Genomic DNA, 18,946 nt, shown 5'->3' with positions numbered 1-18,946 from the left:
AAGAATGATAGTTTCTAGAGGTTTTTTAGTTTTAGTTTTTACAATAATTTTAGGTATTACTTTTACAGCTTGTGGATATAGACCAAGTGCAACTTATGCAAAGCAAGAAATGAGAGGAAGTGTTTTTGTAAGATTAAATGTTAGTTTAGAAGACCCTAGAAACACTGTTTTGGTAAAAGATGCAGTTACAAAAATTTTGATTCAAAAATTAGGCTCTAACATGGTTGATAATGAAAAAGAAGCAGATGTTATCATGGATTTAGGAATAAATAGGGTAACAATTTCATCTTTAGCTTATGATAAAGATGGTTATAATAAATTATATAGAGGAACTGTAGTTATTGGTGTTAAATATTTTAGAAAAGATACTAATGTTGTAAAGAGCTTTACAGTTGATGGAGAAAATGACTTTGTTGTAGATAAAGGTTCAAGTATAAATGATTCTCATAGATTTGAAGCAATTACAAAAGCAAGTGATAGAGCTGTAACTGAAATATTATCAAAAATGGCAGTAGCTTCTTTTAAATAAAATGAATTTAAAAAATATAACTTTAGAAGAGTTTTTAAAACATAAAACTCTTTACTACGATAAAATAGATTATAGCTACATAAAAAAAGCATCTGATATTTTATATAATCATGTAAAGCTTCCTTTTATTATTCATATTGTCGGAACAAATGGTAAAGGAAGTACTGGGCGATTTTTAGCTCATTATCTATTTAAAAATGATTATAAAGTTTTACATTATAGTTCTCCTCATATAAAAAAATTTAATGAACGAATTTGGTTAAATGGTTTTGATGTAGATGATGAAACACTACAAAAAGCTCATAAATTTTTACAAAATATTTATGATGAAGAACTTTTAGAAAAATTAACATATTTTGAATATACAACACTTTTGTCTTTTTTTATAAGCAAAGATTGTGACTATTTAGTTATTGAAGCTGGTCTTGGTGGAGAGTTTGATGCAACAAATGTTGTAAAAAATGATTTAAGTTTAATTACAACCATTGGACTAGACCATATATCTTTTTTGGGTGACACAATAGAAAAAATTGCTAGAACAAAAATGCGTTCAGTTGATAAAAAAATGATTATAGGTTATCAAGAGTTTAATGAAGTTTATCAAACAGCATTAAAAGTAAAAAAAGAGTTAAAAACAGAATTTAATAAAGATATAGAGATTTTAAAAGTTGAAAATTTTAACATAGATTATAATTTTACATTTGCTTCTTATTTAAAAAGGAACTTAAGTTTAGTTTTAAAAGCACTTGAAGAGTTAAATCTACCAATTAATCTTGAAATTTTTAATTCGACACCACTTTTTGGAAGATGTCAGAAAATTAATAATAATCTTTTTATTGATGTTGGGCACAATCCTTTAGCTGCTAAAGTTTTATTAAAAGAGTTTGAAAATAAAAAAATAAATCTAATTTATAATTCATATGCAGACAAAGATTATAAAGAAGTTCTTACAATTTTAAAACCAATAATCAAATCTATATATATAATAGATTTAGAGGATAAAAGAGTTGTTGAAAAATCAAAATTAATTGAAGTTATAAAAGATTTAGAAATAGACTTAAAACAAAATTTTGAAATTAAAAAAGATGAAGAATATCTTGCTTTTGGTTCTTTTTTAGTTGTTGAAAAGATTTTGGAAATTGTAGGCTATGAAAACTCTTGAACAGCAATTACAAGAATTATATTTACAAAAACAAGAGATTCAAGAGAGAATAAAAGAGTTAGAAAGCTTTTTAAGAAATCAAAGTAAAGAAGAAAAAAAAGAGTTTTCAAAATTTGAAAAGATAGAACTTTTTAGAAAACTTTTTATTTCAAGAGCAGACATTTATGCAAAAAAATGGAAAAGTAAAGATGGAGCAAAAGAAGGATTTAGTCCTGTAACTTCTACTTTTATGGGTGAAGACTTTTTACCACTTACAAACAAAGAGATAGAAGAGCATTTAAGAGGAAATATTTTTTTAGCATCTTATTTGATAAATAAAAATCAAGAGTGTAATTATGTTGTGCTCGAGTTAAATAGTGAAGATGTTTTTAAACTACAAAAAAGTTTACTTGAGCTAAATATTCCAGCTTCTTACTCTTTAAGTTCTTATAATTCAGTTTTAGCTTGGATATTCTTTGAAGAAAAAATAAGTTCTAAAATTTCATACAGTTTTTTATATTTTTTACAAAAAAAAGCAAATATAAGTGCAAAGCTATATCCAAGTAGCGAATTCGCGACAAGAGAAAAATTAGGAAGTTATATAGAACTTCCTTTGCAACTTCAACATAGAAATAAAAATAGAACAGTTTTTTTAGATGTAAATACAAAAAAAATTTATGCAGATCAATGGAATTATTTAGCAAATCTTAAAAAAGCAAGTAAAGAACAAATATATAATTTTGCAAAAATTATAACTCCACAAAATGTTCAAAAAGATTTAAAAAACATAGATTTTCCTCTAAATAGTTTTGAACTAGTTTTAGATAATGGAATAAGATTTACTACTTCAAATTTTTCAAAAAGTTTTATAAGTAAATTAAAATCATTTGCAACTTTTGAAAATCCTCAAATAAAACTTTTATTGGCACTTAGAAAATCACTTTACAATATTCCTAAATATTTAAAAGGTTATGAAGAAGATTCAAATTATTTAACTCTTCCTAGAGGTTTAAAAGAGAATTTATTTGCATACTTTAAAGAAAATCTTTTAGATTTTAGCATAAAAGACAATAGAATTTATGAACAAATTGAAATAAAAAAAGTTCAATTTACTCTAAGACCAGAGCAAGAAGATGCTATAAAAGAGATTTTAAAATTTGATAGTTCAATTTGTGTTGCACCTCCAGGCTTTGGAAAAACTTTAATTGGTGCAAAAATATTTGAAATAAGAGCTGTAAAAACTTTAATTATTGTAAATAAAAATATGCTTCTTGATCAGTGGATAAGTAGATTTGTTGACTATTTTGGATATAAAAAGAATGATATAGGTTTTTTAGGTAAAGGTAAGAATTTATTAAATGGAAATATTGATGTTGCAACAATGCAAAGTTTAAATAATACTCCTGAGTTAATAAAGAATTATTCTCAAGTTATTGTAGATGAATGCCATCATATACCAGCACTAACTTTTGAGCAAATAGTAAAAAACTTTAAGGGAAGATATATTTTAGGGCTTAGTGCAACTCCAAATAGAAAAGATGAGCTAGAAGCTATTCTTTATCAACAATTAGGTTCTATATCTTATGAGTATAAAAAACCAAAGACACATACCAATAAATTAAAAGTTATAAAAACAGAGTTTACAAGTAGTAATGATAACTATTCAGCAATAATAAATGAACTTGTAGTAAATGAAGATAGAAATAAACAAATTATTGAAACAATAAAACAAAATAGTGATAGAAAAATCTTACTTTTAAGTGATAGGATTGAACATTTAAATATATTAGAAAGTCTGCTCAAGAAGGAAAGTATTTCATTTGTCTCTGTTCATGGAAGTCAAAATAAAAAAGAGCAAGTTGAAAATATGGAAAAAGTTAAATCTAGTTCTCTTATACTTGCAACTAGCTCTTTTTTTGGTGAAGGTATAGATTTCCCTCATCTAAATACTATTATTTTTGCAACACCAATATCTTTTTATGGAAGATTGATTCAATATTTAGGAAGAATAGGAAGAGGAAATCAAGAGTGTTTGGCTATTGATTTTCTTGACTATAAAAATCCTATGTTAAATTCTACATATAAAAAAAGATTAGAAGGTTATAAAAATATGCATTATAAATAATTATAATAAAAATAAATTTTTTTATATAATTATTTATTATAATTTAATACTTTTTCCTATAAACTTAAAATAATTTTTTTGTAGGAGTTTTTTATGAAATTAGGAAAAATTTTTATAGCAAGTTCATTGCTATTTAGTTCATTATTCGCTTCAGAGTTTATATCTTATGATGATTTGAGTAAGAAATTAAAAGAAGAAGCAAAACAATCAGGAATGATGGCAACAACTCAAGAAGTAAAAGATGCTTTAAATGCTAAAGATTGGGCAGTCGTTGATGTACGAACTATGGAAGAGTGGGCTGGAGCTTCTATAAAAGGAAGTTTTAGAGTAGGAAGAGAAGCTCCTGAAAAAGCTTTAGAAAATATTGTTTTAGATGATGATGAAAAGTTTGTAAAAGATAAGTTAGTTGTAGTTTGTAATACTGCTTCAAGAGCTGCTATTGAAACACAAGCTTTTAAACAAATGGGATTTAAAACAGTAAAAATCTATGAAATAAATAAATGGATTGATGAATGTAATCCAGTTGTTACGAAATATACAGCAGGTGAACATAAAGAAGGAACAAAAACTAAATTTGGTAATTACTACGCTGAACACTGTAAAAAGTAGTATAAAAGTAGATTAATTTCTACTTTTATATTATATATCTTTGTTTTATATGCTCTTTTATTTTTTCTATTTCAACTAGTATAAATCCATCAACACACTCATTAAAATCTTTATCTACACTAAAATCTAAAAATTTAACACCATCATCATTTGTTAGCTCACTATATTGTTTATATAAAGGAGGAATTGAAACTCCAATATTTGCTAATGAAGATTTTAAAGCTCTAAAATCTTGTTTTTTATCATTTAACTCAAAAAAGTCTCTTATATCGTAAAGATTATTTGTGTAATAATATGGATCTTTTGCTTCTATGAGTCTTTGAGGTTCGTTAAAATAGTAATTGTAATAAAATACCATTAAATCCTTTGCAATAGAAGGAAATGTTCCTGGAATTGAAACAGGTCCAAACATATATTTTATATTTGGATTAGCTTTTAAATAAGCTCCAATTCCAAACCAAAGATAATCTAATGCTCTAGTTCCCCAATATTTTGGTTGAACAAAACTTCGACCTAATTCAATTGAATTTTGTAAATATGGTAGAAAGTCATCATTGAATTTAAATAAAGAATTTGAATAAAAACCTTTTATTCCAAATCTATTATATACTAAATCCGAATTAGCAATTCTGTATGAACCAACAATTTCTAATTCACTTTTATCATATAGAATTATGTGTTGGTAATAAATATCATATTTGTCTGTATCTCTTTTTTTATTTACACCTTCACCAACTTTTCTAAAAGATAACTCTCTTAATCGTCCAAGTTCTTTTAAAACAATAGAGTCTTCCATATAATCATACAAATAAATTCTTTTTCCATCATTTGTTTGACCTAAAAGTTGAGATTTTTTTAGTTCATTTAGTAATTCAATACGGCTTACTGGATGTGCAATTGCATTTTGTGTTTGGAAAAATGATTTTTTCCCTTTTTTTAGAGCATAAAGATGTTTTTTGTAAAGATTTACTAGGAAATCTCTATCTAAACCTTTAGGAGTAAGATTTTCATTTGGAATTATTTGTCCAATTTTTATATTTATATTTTTTGATTTTTTGTTAAACATTTCATTTGATAATAAAAGTGTTGAAAAAGTTTTATTTAATAAAGAAATTGTATAAAAAGTTTTAGAGTTTTTTGCATCTAAAAATATTGGTAAAATCGAAGAATTACTATTTTTTGCAAAATTTAGAAATCCTTTATTCCAAGATTTATCTTTTATACCTTTTGGTGTAGCTCGGCTTACTTCTCCAGCTGGAAAAATAATAACTGCTTCTTCGTTGTTTAAAGCTTCATATACTTTTTTTATACTCTCTTTAGTTTGTCTTTCTTTGAAGTTATCTATTGAAATTACAAGAGAGTTTAAAGATTCAAATCCAACCAAAAAATCATTTGCTAGTATTTTTACATCTTTTCTTACACTCCCAACTAATTTCAGTAAACATAATGCATCGAGTCCACCTAAAGGATGATTTGCAATTATTACTACTTTTCCAGTAGTTGGGATATTTTGTAAATCATTACTTGAAACTGTATAATCAAAATCAAAATAGTCCAAAACCGCATCTACAAAATCAAAACCTTTTAAATGAGAATTTTGTGATAGAAATTTATTTATAGAATCTTCATGAACAATCTTTTTTGCTATTTTAAATAAAGATTTTTTCAAAAAATTCGTTTTTTCTTTTATTTTTGGAAATTTCTTTTCTATCTCTTTTTCTATGTCAATCATTTACTACTCCTATACTATTAACAAAATTTTAGATAATCAAAGTTTCAAATTAATTACATAAATAAAGGTAAAAATTTTTTAAAGAAGATGTGATAAAATCCATTTATTTTTTAGGAGGTTTTTTCATGAATAAATCAGATATTACAAATATAATTACAGTATTGATTATGGCTTATGGTTATTCAAATGATAACAATATTGTTTTTATGGTTGGTCTTTTTGCATTGAGTGGAGCTGTTACAAATACAATAGCTATTTATATGCTTTTTGAAAAAGTGCCATTTCTTTATGGAAGTGGAGTAATTGAGAGTAAATTTAAAGAGTTTAAATTATCTATAAAAAATCTTTTAATGGAGCAATTCTTTACAAAAGAGAGGTTAAATAGCTTTTTTCAAGATGAATTAAGTAGTGCAAAAACAAATATTGATTTTGAAAAAATATTAAAAAATACAGATTTTACTTTAGCCTTTACCTCTTTAAAAGAGTCAATAATGCAATCACCTTTTGGAGGAATGATTACAATGTTTGGAGGAGAGAGCGCAATAGATGGATTAAAAGATTCATTTGTTAACAAACTTCAAACTTCAATTATTACTATTTCAAAAACTGAAACTTTTCAACAAACAATAAATGATGCCCTTAAAAATGAAGAGTTTACAAACGATGTTTATGATAAATTAAGTTTAATTGTTGATTCAAGATTAGAAGAGTTAACTCCAAAAATGGTTAAAGAGATTGTTCAAAATATGATAAAAGAACATATGTTTTGGTTAGTTGTTTGGGGAGCTATTTTTGGAGGATTAATAGGTCTTGTTGGAGCATTAGTTTCATAAAATAAGAGGATTATTTTATGTGTAGTAAGTAAAGACTTGTTCTTTTACTACCTCTTCCTCTTTATTTACAGACTCTTTTAACTCTTCTAATTCTTTTGAAAGTTTTTCTTTTTCTTCTTCTAGTTTTCTAATAACTGCTTTAAGAGTCTCTATTTCATTATGTAAAATTTCATTTCTTTTTTTTAAAATAAAGGATTCATTCTTTGACTTCTCAGCATCTTCCATAGCAAGACGACTTAATAACTCATAATTCATTTTGAAATTCCTTATAAATAAAATAACTGATTATACAATAAATAGGACATTTTTACTAGTAATAAGGCATAAAACTTTTATATGATAAAATTTAGCAATTTATTTTATAAGGTTTTTAATGGATGCAATAGATGTTTTAGTTTTACTTGAGGTTGAAGGTTTACAAGATGTTGAAGGATTTGAGAAACTTGTAAAAAGAAAAAGTTTTAAAGCAGTTGAAGGTGAAAAACATGTATATACTTCAACATCAACAACTACGCTTATTACTACAAAAACTTTTATCTTACAAATTTTTAAAGAAGCTTTAGAAAAAGCAGGGTTTGAAAGTGCAAAACTAGTTTTTTTACTAAATGAAACACCGTATACTCCATATATTTATGATAAAACAACAAAAGATTTTGAGTTAAGTGAAGATAAGTAATAGTGAAAAATATATATGAATTTTTAAAAAAGTTAAAAGATGAAAAGAGTTTAAAAAAGTGTGAACTTTTGATAGTAAATGATGATGCCCAAGCTCAAGTTGCTTCTCATATTGTCTCTTTTTTAGGTTTTAAACCATTTGTATTAGCAGATTTTAGAGCAAATTTTAAAGATGATTTATTGTCTTTTAGTGATGAAATACAAGATATTACGAAATCTCTACAAGATTTTTATGGTTATAAAAAAGAGGATAAAATTCTTATTTCTCCTATTAGAACAGTATCTTTTCCTCTTCCTAAAAAAGATTGTTTTGATAGTTTTACAATAAATTTTGCTGATAAGCTTGATTTAAACTCTTTTAAACAAAAACTTTATAGCTGGGGTTATTACTTTGTAGATATTGTAACAAGTGCTGGAGAAGTTTCTATAAGAGGAGATATTTTTGATATTGCTCCTTTAGGAAGTGATTTTGGATATCGTGTAAGCTTGTTTGATGATGAAGTTGAAAGTATTAGAAAATTTGATATTGAAGATCAAAAATCTCAAAAAGAAGAGCTTGATAGTTTTACAATAATTCCTGCTTTTTTAGCTTTAAGTGAAGATAGTTTTGAAGAATTAAGTGAAAAAATAGAGCTATCTTCAAGTGATGCATTTGTAAAAGACATACACTCTTTAGGTTTCTGGTATTTAGATAATCTTGCTCACTATTTACCTCAAAATATGAATTCATTTATTACTCAAGAAGCACTAGGAGAACTTGATGAAGCATATATTTTTGAAGAAAAAAGATTAAATAAAGATAAGTTTTTAACAATTCCTCAAATATATTCAAGTAAAGAGTATAAAGAGATAAGTCCTTCAAATGTAAAAGAGTTTATTAGTTTTCATAAAGAAAAAAAGATTACTTTAATAACAACTAGTGAAGCTAGAATAAAAGCTCTTGATATACCTTTAGATGATAAAGCAATTAAATATCATTTTAGTGATGAGATAATTAATCTTTTAGGAACAAATGAAGTAATTATCTCTTTAAATAAAGAGGTTAAAAAAAGAAAGAAAAAAAGAGTAAAACTAGTTGTTGATGAGTTAGTGTTGAATGATTTTGTAGTTCATGAAAAACATGGAATTGGTATATACAAAGGAATAGAACCAGTTTCAATAATGGGAGCTAAAAGAGATTTTGTTGTAATTCATTATCAAGGTGAAGATAGACTTTTAATACCTGTTGAAAATATTGATACTATTGACAGATATGTAGCAGATGGTGAAAGTTACGCAATAGTAGATAAACTTGGTAGAGGAAGTTTTGCAAAACTTAAAGAGAAAGTAAAAGATAGATTATTTGAAATTGCAAATGATATTATAAAACTAGCAGCAGCAAGAGAACTTGTAAATGGTATAAAAATATTTATTGATGATAATTTAATAAAAAAATTCCAGAAAAGTTCAGGATTTGCTTATACAAAAGATCAAACTAGAAGTATAAATGAGATTTTTTCAGATTTAAGTAGTGGAAAAGTTATGGATAGACTTCTAAGTGGTGATGTTGGTTTTGGAAAAACTGAAGTTGCTATGAATGCACTTTTAGCTGTTGTAAATAGTGGATATCAAGCTATTTTTGTATGTCCAACAACACTTTTAGCAACGCAACACTATCACTCAATAAGTAAAAGATTTAGTGAATTTGGGATTGAGGTTTTTAAACTAGATGGAAAAACTAGTCCAAAAGAAAAAACTAGTATAAAAAAAGGTTTGGAAAGTGGTGATATAAAATTAGTTATTGGAACACATTCACTTTTAGATATAAAAACAAATAATCTTGCTCTTGTAATAATAGATGAAGAGCATAAATTTGGAGTAAAACAAAAAGAGAAATTAAAAGGTCTAAGAGAAGATGTACATATTTTCTCTATGAGTGCAACTCCAATTCCAAGAACTTTAAATCTTGCACTATCAAAACTAAAAGGTATGAGTTCTCTTCTTACACCTCCAAGTGAAAGATTAGGAGTAAGAACTTATGTAAAAGAGTATAGTGAAGCATTAATAAAAGAGATAATTTTAAGAGAGAAAAGAAGAGGTGGACAACTCTTCTATGTTCATAATAATATTGCTTCTATTGAAGCTAAGAAAAAAGATTTACTACAAATTGTTCCAAATATAAAAGTAGATGTTATTCACTCTCAAATAAAACCAGCAGATGCTGAAAAGATAATAGAAAACTTTGAAAATAAAGAGTTTGATATATTACTTGCAACTTCAATTGTAGAATCAGGAATTCACCTGCCAAATGCAAATTCTATAATAATTGATGGAGCAGATAGATTTGGAATTGCTGATTTACACCAGTTAAGAGGAAGAGTTGGACGAAGTAATAAAGAGGGATTTTGTTATTATGTAGTTGAAGACAAAAGTAAGATTACACCAGAAGCTATAAAAAGATTAGTTGCTTTAGAATCAAACTCTTATTTAGGAAGTGGAACAGCACTAGCTCACCAAGATTTAGAAATAAGAGGTGGTGGAAATATTATTGGAGCAGAACAAAGTGGACATATAAAGCAGATTGGTTATGGATTGTATTTAAAAATGCTTGAAGAGACTTTAGCAACATTAAGTGGTGAAACAAAAACAAAAGAGCAAAATATAGATATAAAACTAGCTATTAGTGCCTATATTAGTGAGGATTATATTAGTGAAGATAGAATTAGATTAGAGCTTTATAGAAGATTGAGTCGAGCAATAAATAAAGAAGAACTTTATAATATTGAAGAAGAGATGGAAGATAGATTTGGGAAATTAGATATTCCAACAAAACAGTTCTTGGATTTAATTTTAATAAAAATTTTAGCAATACAAAAAGAGATAAATCAAATAAGTTCTTATGAAACAAATATTACTTTTGTAAATTCACAAGGTTTAAAAGAGAGCATAAAATCTAGAAGTAGAGATGATGATGATATTATAAATACTACTTTAGAGTATTTAAGAAAGTAAAAAGATATGCTAGATTTAAAATTTATTGAGTGCCAAAAAGAGAATATAAAAGAGGTAGTAGACATTATAAATCTAGCATATAGAGGAGAAAAAACTTCAAAGTCTTGGACAACTGAAGCTCATTTGTTAGGTGGAAAAAGAATAGAAGATGATATGCTAGAAGAGATTTTAGAAGAAAAAGATTCTAAAATCTATCTTGCAAAATTTGAAGATAAAATTGTAGGAAATATTCAAGCAAAATTAGAGAATGGTTCTATATACATTGGTTTATTTGCAGTTCATCCAGATTTTCAATCAAGCGGAGTTGGAAAAAGACTTTTAGAATTTGCAGAAAAATCTTCTATGAAATTATATAGTGCAGATAAATTTATAATGCAAGTAATTACTATAAGAAATGATTTAATAGATTTTTACAAAAGAAGAGGTTATAAAGTTACTGACTCTTTTTTAGAATTCCCAAAATCTGAAATTTGGAATGTTAAAACAAAAGAAGAGTTAAAGTTTGTGATTTTAGAAAAAGATATATTAAGGTAAAGAGTAAATTTGTTTAAATTATTTTTAATTATTTCAATTTTATCTTTGAGTTCTTTTTCAAAAGAGATAAAAACTGTGGACTTTTCTGGAGATATAGATTTAGTTTTAGGAGATTTTTCTAAATTAAATCTAGAAAAAGTTTGTGATATCTCATATCCAGCGGTTTATAAATTTTGGAAAGAAAAACCTATATTTAATGAAAGTGATATAGCAATTTGTAAAGATTTAGTAGAAGAGTATTTTCATAGTTTAGGTTTTTATAAAGCAATAGTTACTTATGAAATAAAAGAAGATAAAGCAAATTTTAATATCAAAAGAAATGAACAGATAAAAATATCTTCTATTTTAATTGAAGATGAGTATAAAGATATTATTGAACTAAAAAAAGGCAATGGTTTTAAAGCTTCAGAATTTACAAATTCTAAAAAACATATATATAAATATCTTAATGAAAATGGATATCCAAAAGCTGAAGTTGATGCAAAAGCTTATGTTGATATTGATGAATACAAAGTAGATATTGAATATAAAGTCACAAAAAATAATATTCAATATTTTGGTGATGTAAATATTCAGAATAATGCAAATGTTGATAGTAAATTTTTAGAAAAAAATATTGAATTTAAAAAAGGTGAAAAATATAATTCAAATCTTATAGATAAGACTTATGAAAATTTATATAATTTTGGTATTTATAAATATATTGCAATAGAACCAAATATAGATACTAAAGAAGATATTATTCCTGTAAATGTAAGATTAGTTCAAGGTGATTATAGAGAGATAACTTATGGTATAGGTTATGATACGGATACTAAGGTAAAAGTTAAAGCACAGTATAAAAATGAGAATTTTTTAGGTGATTTAAAAAGTCTTACAATTGGAACAAAAATAAATTCAAATGGATTTGAAGTTTATAACAATATATATAATCCATATTTTATAAACGATACTATCTCTTTGAATAATGATATCTCTTATGAAGATAAAGATTATTCAAGCTACTCTCAAAAGAAAATAGAAGAGAAAATATCCTTTTCTAAAGATTTCTTTGGTTTATCTCATACTGCAGGATTCTTGGCTCAACACTCTACAATTGAATCAGAATTGGAAGAGTATAAAAGTGGAAGTTATCTTTTAAATTCGGTTTTTTATGAAACTATTTTGGATGAAAGGGATGATATTTTAAATCCAAAAAATGGTTATTACTTATCTTTTTATATAGAAAATGGAACAAAAGCTTTGGGAAGTGAGATTGATTATATTAAAACTTTGACTCAAATAAGGTACCTAAAAACTTTTGATAAATTAACTAGTTCTATAAAAACATCAGTTGGAACTTTAGATAAAGATTTACCAATATTTAAACATTTCTTTGCAGGAGGAGATTATAGTAATCGAGGTTACGCTTATCAAAAAGTTGGATTAAAAGATTCAGATGATAATCCTTATGGTGGTTTATCAATGATTGATAATAGTGTAGAGTTTGAATATGCTATTAGAAAAGATTTTGGAGTTGTAACTTTTTTTGACTCTACGATGTTAAGTCTTGAACCAAATAAATTTGACGAAAAATTCTACAACTCTTATGGATTTGGAGCTAGATATTACACTCCAATTGGACCTCTTAGAGTTGACTTTGGATTTCCTTTAGATGAAGGTGGATTTGTATTTCATATAGGAATAGGGCAAGTATTTTGAAAAGCTTGAAAATTATATTTTTTACACTAATTTTTCTATTTTTAGTAACTTTTCTTACTTTAATAAATTCAACTTTATTAACATCAAAAATATTTGAATATCTAAGCTATGAATTACCAATAAAATATACTAAAGTAGAAGGTTCACTATATACAGGTATAAAAATAGAAGATTTAAACTATGATGATATGATAAAAGTTGAAAACTTATATGTAAAACCAAGTTTATTATCTTTATTAGTAAAAGAGATTTATGTATATGATTTAAAAATAGAAAAAGTAAGTTTCGAAAATAAATTTTTTGAGTTTATAAAGCAAGAGGAAGTAGATAAAAATCAAGAAAAAGAAGAAGATGATTTTGGTATTCCTTTTACTCTTTTTGTGAAAAATTTTGAAGCTAGTTTGTATGATTTTACTTATGATGAGCAAAAGATTGATGAGGTAATAATAAAATCAAAAAATATAGCTTCAAATCTAAAAGATTTTATAAGTGCAGAGATTTTTACAAATATTAAATCAAATATAGCTAATTTAGAAGCAAATATAAATATTGATAAAAATATATATAAGATGAATTCAAAAATAGATTTAAATGAGTATATTAAAACAACTTTTAATCTTGAAGCAAATGGAAATTTGGAAAAAGTAGATTTTGTATTAAAAAATGATAATTTAAAAATAGAAAGAGAGAAACAAATTTTTGATATAAAAGATTTTAAACTTTTTGGCAGTTATGATATAAAAAGTTCAGATTTAAATATCACAGATTTAAATGCCATTTTAAATTATGATCAAATTCTTTCAAATATTAAAGCAACCGCTTATATGCAAAATCATGATATTGAAACTTTGAATTTCAATATAGATTTACAAACTTCTATTAAAAAAGAGATTTATAAATCTTTAAAAAATGATTTGAAAATAACATCAAATTTAAATGGGAATTTAAAAGAGATAAAGTTTACATCAAATCTTGAATCGAATGAACTAAACATAGATAAAAATATTTTAAAAATAGAGAGTTCAATAGTTGATGGTTTAGCAAAAATAAAAGATAAAAATTTAAATATTTTTGCAGACTTCAGTCTACTAACTAATCTAGGAAGTAAAAAATCAAAAATAGAATTAAAATTGAATTTTGACAAAATTGAAGATTTATCTTTAAGTGTAAAATCTATAGTTCAAAACTTAAATTATGAAAATTATAATTTAAAATCTTTAGAAAATATAACTATAGATAGCTTTTATAAAAGATACTCTTTGAGTGTAAATTTAAACTCTAAAATAGCAAATTTATCTCTTAAAAGTCCTAATTTAAAGAAATTTATTTTTGATTTAAATATAAATGATTTAAATCCAAAGCAATTTTATGATTTTGATAAGAGTATAAATATCTCAAAATTTAGAGGAAAAATAAAAGGTGAATATGAAAATAATCTATTTTTTGATGCAAATTTAGTTTTAAATGATTCTTTTTTTCTGGATGCTAATTTTGTAACAAATAAGGAAAATTTTAAATCAACTATAAAAAACAGTTCTTTCTTAGTAAATATGGGAAAAATTGGTGACTTTATAAAAATAAATGCGAATATAAAAGAGTTAAAAGATTTAGAAAAAGAACTGAACAAAATTTTAGAAATACCAAAGTTGGGACTTGAAGGTTTGGTAAATGCTAATTTAGAACTTAATTCAAAATCTTTAGAAAATTTAAATTTCAGATTTAATAGCCCGAAAATAAAATTAGAAAATGAAAAAATTGAAAATATAGATATAAAAGGAGAATTGAAAAATAAAATAGTATATTTTGATAAATTAAATTTTGATATAGATACAATTTATGATATGAAATTACAAAAAAGATTCTCACTTTTAAATGAAGCTTTTTTCAATATAGAAGATTTTAATGGAAATTTTAATTTTGATAATATTTTTGTAAAAACTTTAAAAAATGATGAAAATATTACTCTTTCTATAAATATAAATAATTTATCTATTGGACATGCTTCATATGGAAATGGTATTCTAAATTCAAATTTGAATATAAATATAGACAAAGAGAATAAAATTTTTGTACAAGGTGATATAAAAACAAATAATTTAAAAGCAATTTATAATATCCCAGCTATGAGTATTAGTAAAGATAAAGATATTATTATTGTTTCAAAAGATAGTAGTCTTATTAAAAAAGACTATTTTACAGAAAATATCGCTTTAGAACTTATAATATTTGCTGATGATATAAAATACAATGTAAAGAATATTGATTTAAAAGCAAAAACTGTATTAAATATAAAGAAAGAATTTTCAAAAGGTGTTAGACTTTATGGTTCAGTTCACGATGTAGCTGGAACTTTTACAGAATTAGGTAAAACATATAAAATAGAAAGTTCAAGTGTTTATTTTAGAGGATTGGATCCAATCAATCCAATTTTAGATATCAAAGCTTCAACAAAAGTGGAAGATGTAGATATTTTTATTTTAATTAGTGGTACGCTAAATAATCCTAGAATTAATTTAAATTCAAATCCAGTTATGAATTATAAAGATATTTTATCCTATTTAATTTTTGGAACGAGTTTTTCAAATACTACAAATAGCGCTCAAAGTAAGCAATCACAAGCTTCATTGTTTTTATTAAATGAACTTTCAAAAGATTATGCAAAAGAGCTAGGAGTTGATAGTATATATTTTCAATATGACCCTACAACACAGTATATTGAAACTCATGTTGGAAAGAATATTGGAGAAAAAAATAAAATTGTATTAAAAAATAAAGCTCAAAGTGGACAACTTGTTTTTATGAGAGAACTTACAAAATTATGGAATTTAGAGTTAGGTTTTGAAGAAAAAACACAAAGTATAGATTTGATATATAAAAAGAGATATTAAATCTCTATTTCACAAATAACTTGAGCATGGTCACTTTGTTTTAAACTTCCATTTTTGTTTTTTTGTAAATGTTCATCAAAGACTTTATATTTTTTGATACTATTTTTTAAATTTTTTGACACAAAAATAAAATCAAGAGTATTTCCATATCCTACAAAATAGCTTGTAGGTGTTCTTTTTATCTCTTTAGCTTCAGGATGTGGATTGTAGATCTCTTTTGGGGCTAAATAGTAGCTATCAAAAAGAATATAATCATCTTTTTTTAAATCTTTAATATAAAATCTCTTATTTGTTAAAGCTTCAATAGTTATTGAAAACTCTTTGTCATTTAAATCACAAACTAAAATAGAGGGATTTTTTTCTCTTTTTATATCAAAGTGTAGAGTTTTTGCTTCATCTATTCTTTGTTTAAGAGAGAGAGAATAGTTGTTTTTTTGAGCTATATGAAACTTCTCTATTTTTTCTTCAAAGGTACTGTTTTGTGTAAATTTATATTCAAACTCATTTAATCTATTTGATTTTAAATGAGCCACATAAATAGTTAGATTTAAATCATTTTCTAAAGAGATAATAGCTTTTATAGGTTCTCTTGCAAAAGTAAAATTATCAGCTCTTGAAACTTTTTCTACTTGTTTTATAGGAAATTTACTTGCAAATCCAATGGTTGTAGTTTTAAAAACTTGATTTTTATCATCTAATTTTGGTTCATCAACCACAATAAACTCTTTAAATCCACACTCTAAAACTAAATCTTTTAATTCATCTTGAGAAAAAACTTCTTGAAAACCTATAAAATCACAATTCATTTTTAATATTTGTTCTTTTATCCAACTTTTCTTCTCTTGGAAATCTTCTTTTGAAAATTTCTCTTTTTTTGTATAAAAAGAAAAAGAAGGTGAACAAAATTGAAAGAGATTAAAAGTTCCTATTTTTAAATTCATTTTTCATTCACATGTATAGAATTTCTACCAATATTTTTTGCTTCATAAAGGTTGTCATCTGCTTCTTTATAAATTTCATCACTATTTTTTATATCTTTTGCCATTTTGCAGCTTATTCCAATAGAACAAGTTATATAGTTTGAAACCAAGCTATTTGAGTGTTCTATTTTTAGATTATAAATACTCTCTTTTATTGCTTTTGCGTAGTTTAATACTTTATCTTTTTTTAATATAGTAACAATAGCAAACTCTTCTCCACCGACTCTAAAAGCAAAGTCACTAGCTCTATTTGTACTATTTTTTAATACTTCAGCTACTTTTTGTAGTACAAAATCACCTTTTTGATGTCCATAAGTATCATTATATTGTTTGAAATAGTCAATATCTAAAATCATTAAACAAAGAGATTTGTCTTCTCTTTTGGCTCTATTTATCTCTTCCTCAATTTTTAAATTGAAAAATCTTCTATTATAAAGTTTTGTTAATTCATCTGTTATTGAAAGATGTTCTATATGTTTTTTATCAGTAATATTTGACCTAATTGCTGTAAAACCTTTGATTATATCATCTTTTATAATTGGAGTAATTATTGCATATACCCAGTAAGTATCACCATTTTTTGTAAGATTTTTGATTTCACCCTTCCATTCTTTACCTTGTAAAAGTGTATCCCACATATTTTTATAAAAATCAATCGATGTATCAGGATGTCTTACTAATTTATGAGTTTTCCCAAGAAGTTCATATTTTTTATATCCAGATATTTCACAGAAAGCTTCACTTATATCAGTTATAAGCCCATCTTTATTTGTAGATGAAATAATTACATTTTGATTAACTATTCTTATATAATCTTGTAGCTCTTTTTCAATAATATTTTTATCTTCAAGTGCTTTATTTAAATTATTTGCAAGAAGCACAAACTCTTTATATGTTAATTCATCTGTATTTATTTTTTTATTTTCAGTAGATGCTTTTCTAAAAGCTTGGATTAAATTTTTTATGTTGTTGTTAATAAAATCTGAAATTTTTATAGATAAAAAATAGATAATCATTAAAATAAGTATAAATATTACAACCATTGATGCTATTTGATTTTTTATATTCTCTTCAAAAATTGCTTCTTTTCTTTTTATTTCAGCCTCAATTTCATCTAAATATACCCCACATCCAATTATCCAGCCATATTCTTCGAACTGTTTTACAAATGATATTTTTTCAAACTCTTCACTACTATTTGGTTTTTTAAATTTATATTCAAAAAAATCTCCTTCACTGTTTTTTGAAATTTCTAATTGTTTGATAAATAGTTCAGGAGAAGGATGTTTTTTTGGTTTTTCTAGTTTATTACCTTCAAAAACCAAAGAAAGACCATCTATTGAATTAATAAAAGTATAATTACTATTTTCATTTTCTAAAGTTCCTATCCAGCTTAGTAGTTCTTCTTGATTCTTGTTTCTTAAATCATCTAAATATTCACCCATTCCAATATGCCAATCATAAGGCTCAAAAAGTTTTATAAAAGATAATTTTAAAAATTGAGTTTGATTTTGTGAATTCGGCTTTGTAAAACTATTTATTGAAAATCCCTCTTTTTGTTCTGTTGCTATTTTTGATTGAATTTGTATAATAGGTTTGCCATTTAAATCTTTTAAATCCCAAATATCAATATACTTATCAAGTGTTACTTGTTCTGAATATAAAATACTTTGGCCTTTATTACTATTTATAAAAAAGTAGCTATCATCATTTTCAAATCTAAAATTTTTTAAAGCATTGGCAATTAAATATTTTATTTCATCTTCTGTTTTTATTTTTTTATTTAATTCATAAATATTCATAGCTAAAGTATAAGCTTGATTAACCCTATCTTTTAGCCTATTTTGAACAGTTTTTTTTAGAAGTTCTTCTTTATATTTTATTAAACCATGAAGCATATTTACTTCATTTTTTACTTCTCTTTTTTTCTGCTCAGTTAACTCATCTCTTAAGTGAGCCAAATCACTTTTGAAATTTATATACTGAAAAATGATAGATACTAAGAAGGCTAATATAACCGATGAAAAAGCAGTAATAAGTATGAATCTTGCGATAAATTTTGATAATTTCAATTTATTTCCATTTTATTTTAATTAATACATTTTATCTAAATAGAAATTAGGACTTTATATAATCATTAATATTGTGTTAAGATAGAATTTAAATATGGTTAAATTAATTATGTAATAATTCCATATATCAAAAAAA

General features: G+C 24.7%; 14 protein-coding genes. 10 read left to right on the top strand and 4 right to left on the bottom strand.

What is annotated here, in order from left to right:
* Positions 1-4 precede the first annotated feature (4 nt).
* From lptE to ACBT_RS09220, 4 genes are all read left to right on the top strand, one after another.
* Positions 5-529 carry an LPS assembly lipoprotein LptE gene (gene lptE, locus ACBT_RS09235; RefSeq protein ID WP_024774712.1) on the top strand — a complete coding sequence of 175 codons (525 nt, stop codon included), beginning with the start codon at positions 5-7 and terminating at the stop codon, positions 527-529.
* Between the two features lies 1 nt (position 530).
* Positions 531-1,691 (top strand): bifunctional folylpolyglutamate synthase/dihydrofolate synthase, encoded by a 1,161-nt coding sequence (locus tag ACBT_RS09230; protein ID WP_024774713.1) that lies wholly within the window; start codon positions 531-533, stop codon positions 1,689-1,691.
* Complete coding sequence (locus ACBT_RS09225; RefSeq protein WP_024774714.1) at positions 1,678-3,795, top strand: DEAD/DEAH box helicase; 2,118 nt, start codon at positions 1,678-1,680, stop codon at positions 3,793-3,795. Before ACBT_RS09230 ends, ACBT_RS09225 begins: the two co-directional genes overlap by 14 nt.
* A gap of 93 nt (positions 3,796-3,888) precedes the next feature.
* On the top strand, positions 3,889-4,404 hold the full coding sequence (locus ACBT_RS09220; RefSeq protein ID WP_024774715.1) for a rhodanese-like domain-containing protein: 516 nt from the start codon (positions 3,889-3,891) through the stop codon (positions 4,402-4,404).
* A 25-nt stretch (positions 4,405-4,429) separates the two neighbouring features.
* On the opposite strand, the gene ACBT_RS09215 is transcribed toward ACBT_RS09220, so the two are convergent.
* The gene (locus tag ACBT_RS09215) at positions 4,430-6,136 is read right to left on the bottom strand and encodes a lysophospholipid acyltransferase family protein (RefSeq protein ID WP_024774716.1); all 1,707 of its coding nucleotides are present in this window, start codon (positions 6,134-6,136) and stop codon (positions 4,430-4,432) included.
* Positions 6,137-6,261: 125 nt separating this feature from the next.
* Between ACBT_RS09215 and ACBT_RS09210 the strand changes: the two genes are divergently transcribed.
* Complete coding sequence (locus ACBT_RS09210; protein ID WP_024774717.1) at positions 6,262-6,969, top strand: hypothetical protein; 708 nt, start codon at positions 6,262-6,264, stop codon at positions 6,967-6,969.
* A gap of 15 nt (positions 6,970-6,984) precedes the next feature.
* Here the strand turns inward: ACBT_RS09210 and ACBT_RS09205 are convergent, their stop codons facing one another.
* On the bottom strand, positions 6,985-7,224 hold the full coding sequence (locus ACBT_RS09205) for a hypothetical protein (RefSeq protein WP_024774718.1): 240 nt from the start codon (positions 7,222-7,224) through the stop codon (positions 6,985-6,987).
* A 118-nt stretch (positions 7,225-7,342) separates the two neighbouring features.
* Here ACBT_RS09205 and ACBT_RS09200 point away from each other — a divergent pair, with 118 nt between their 5' ends.
* From ACBT_RS09200 to ACBT_RS09180, 5 genes are read left to right on the top strand one after another with little or no spacing between them, the layout of a single operon-like run.
* Positions 7,343-7,645: a hypothetical protein gene (locus ACBT_RS09200; protein WP_024774719.1), complete on the top strand. Its 303-nt coding sequence runs from the start codon at positions 7,343-7,345 to the stop codon at positions 7,643-7,645.
* A 2-nt stretch (positions 7,646-7,647) separates the two neighbouring features.
* Positions 7,648-10,635, top strand: coding sequence for a transcription-repair coupling factor (mfd, locus tag ACBT_RS09195; protein ID WP_024774720.1), 2,988 nt, complete (start codon positions 7,648-7,650; stop codon positions 10,633-10,635).
* A gap of 6 nt (positions 10,636-10,641) precedes the next feature.
* Entirely contained in the window at positions 10,642-11,169 is a 528-nt protein-coding gene (locus ACBT_RS09190) for a GNAT family N-acetyltransferase (protein ID WP_024774721.1), read from the top strand.
* Between the two features lie 9 nt (positions 11,170-11,178).
* The gene (locus ACBT_RS09185) at positions 11,179-12,870 is read left to right on the top strand and encodes an autotransporter assembly complex protein TamA (protein ID WP_024774722.1); all 1,692 of its coding nucleotides are present in this window, start codon (positions 11,179-11,181) and stop codon (positions 12,868-12,870) included.
* Positions 12,867-15,758, top strand: coding sequence for a translocation/assembly module TamB domain-containing protein (locus ACBT_RS09180; protein ID WP_024774723.1), 2,892 nt, complete (start codon positions 12,867-12,869; stop codon positions 15,756-15,758). Before ACBT_RS09185 ends, ACBT_RS09180 begins: the two co-directional genes overlap by 4 nt.
* Here the strand turns inward: ACBT_RS09180 and ACBT_RS09175 are convergent.
* Both ACBT_RS09175 and ACBT_RS09170 read right to left on the bottom strand, forming a co-directional pair.
* Positions 15,755-16,699, bottom strand: a complete 945-nt coding sequence (locus tag ACBT_RS09175) for an endonuclease/exonuclease/phosphatase family protein (protein WP_024774724.1) — start codon at positions 16,697-16,699, stop codon at positions 15,755-15,757. The two genes, ACBT_RS09180 and ACBT_RS09175, sit on opposite strands and share 4 nt — an antisense overlap.
* Positions 16,696-18,810, bottom strand: a complete 2,115-nt coding sequence (locus tag ACBT_RS09170; RefSeq protein WP_024774725.1) for a cache domain-containing protein — start codon at positions 18,808-18,810, stop codon at positions 16,696-16,698. Before ACBT_RS09170 ends, ACBT_RS09175 begins: the two co-directional genes overlap by 4 nt.
* Positions 18,811-18,946: the final 136 nt, after the last annotated feature.

Source organism: Aliarcobacter cibarius (genome assembly GCF_013372265.1).
Lineage (GTDB): Bacteria > Campylobacterota > Campylobacteria > Campylobacterales > Arcobacteraceae > Aliarcobacter > Aliarcobacter cibarius.
Note: the sequence above shows the minus strand (reverse complement) of the source record. Positions and strands in the feature narration are given on the sequence as shown.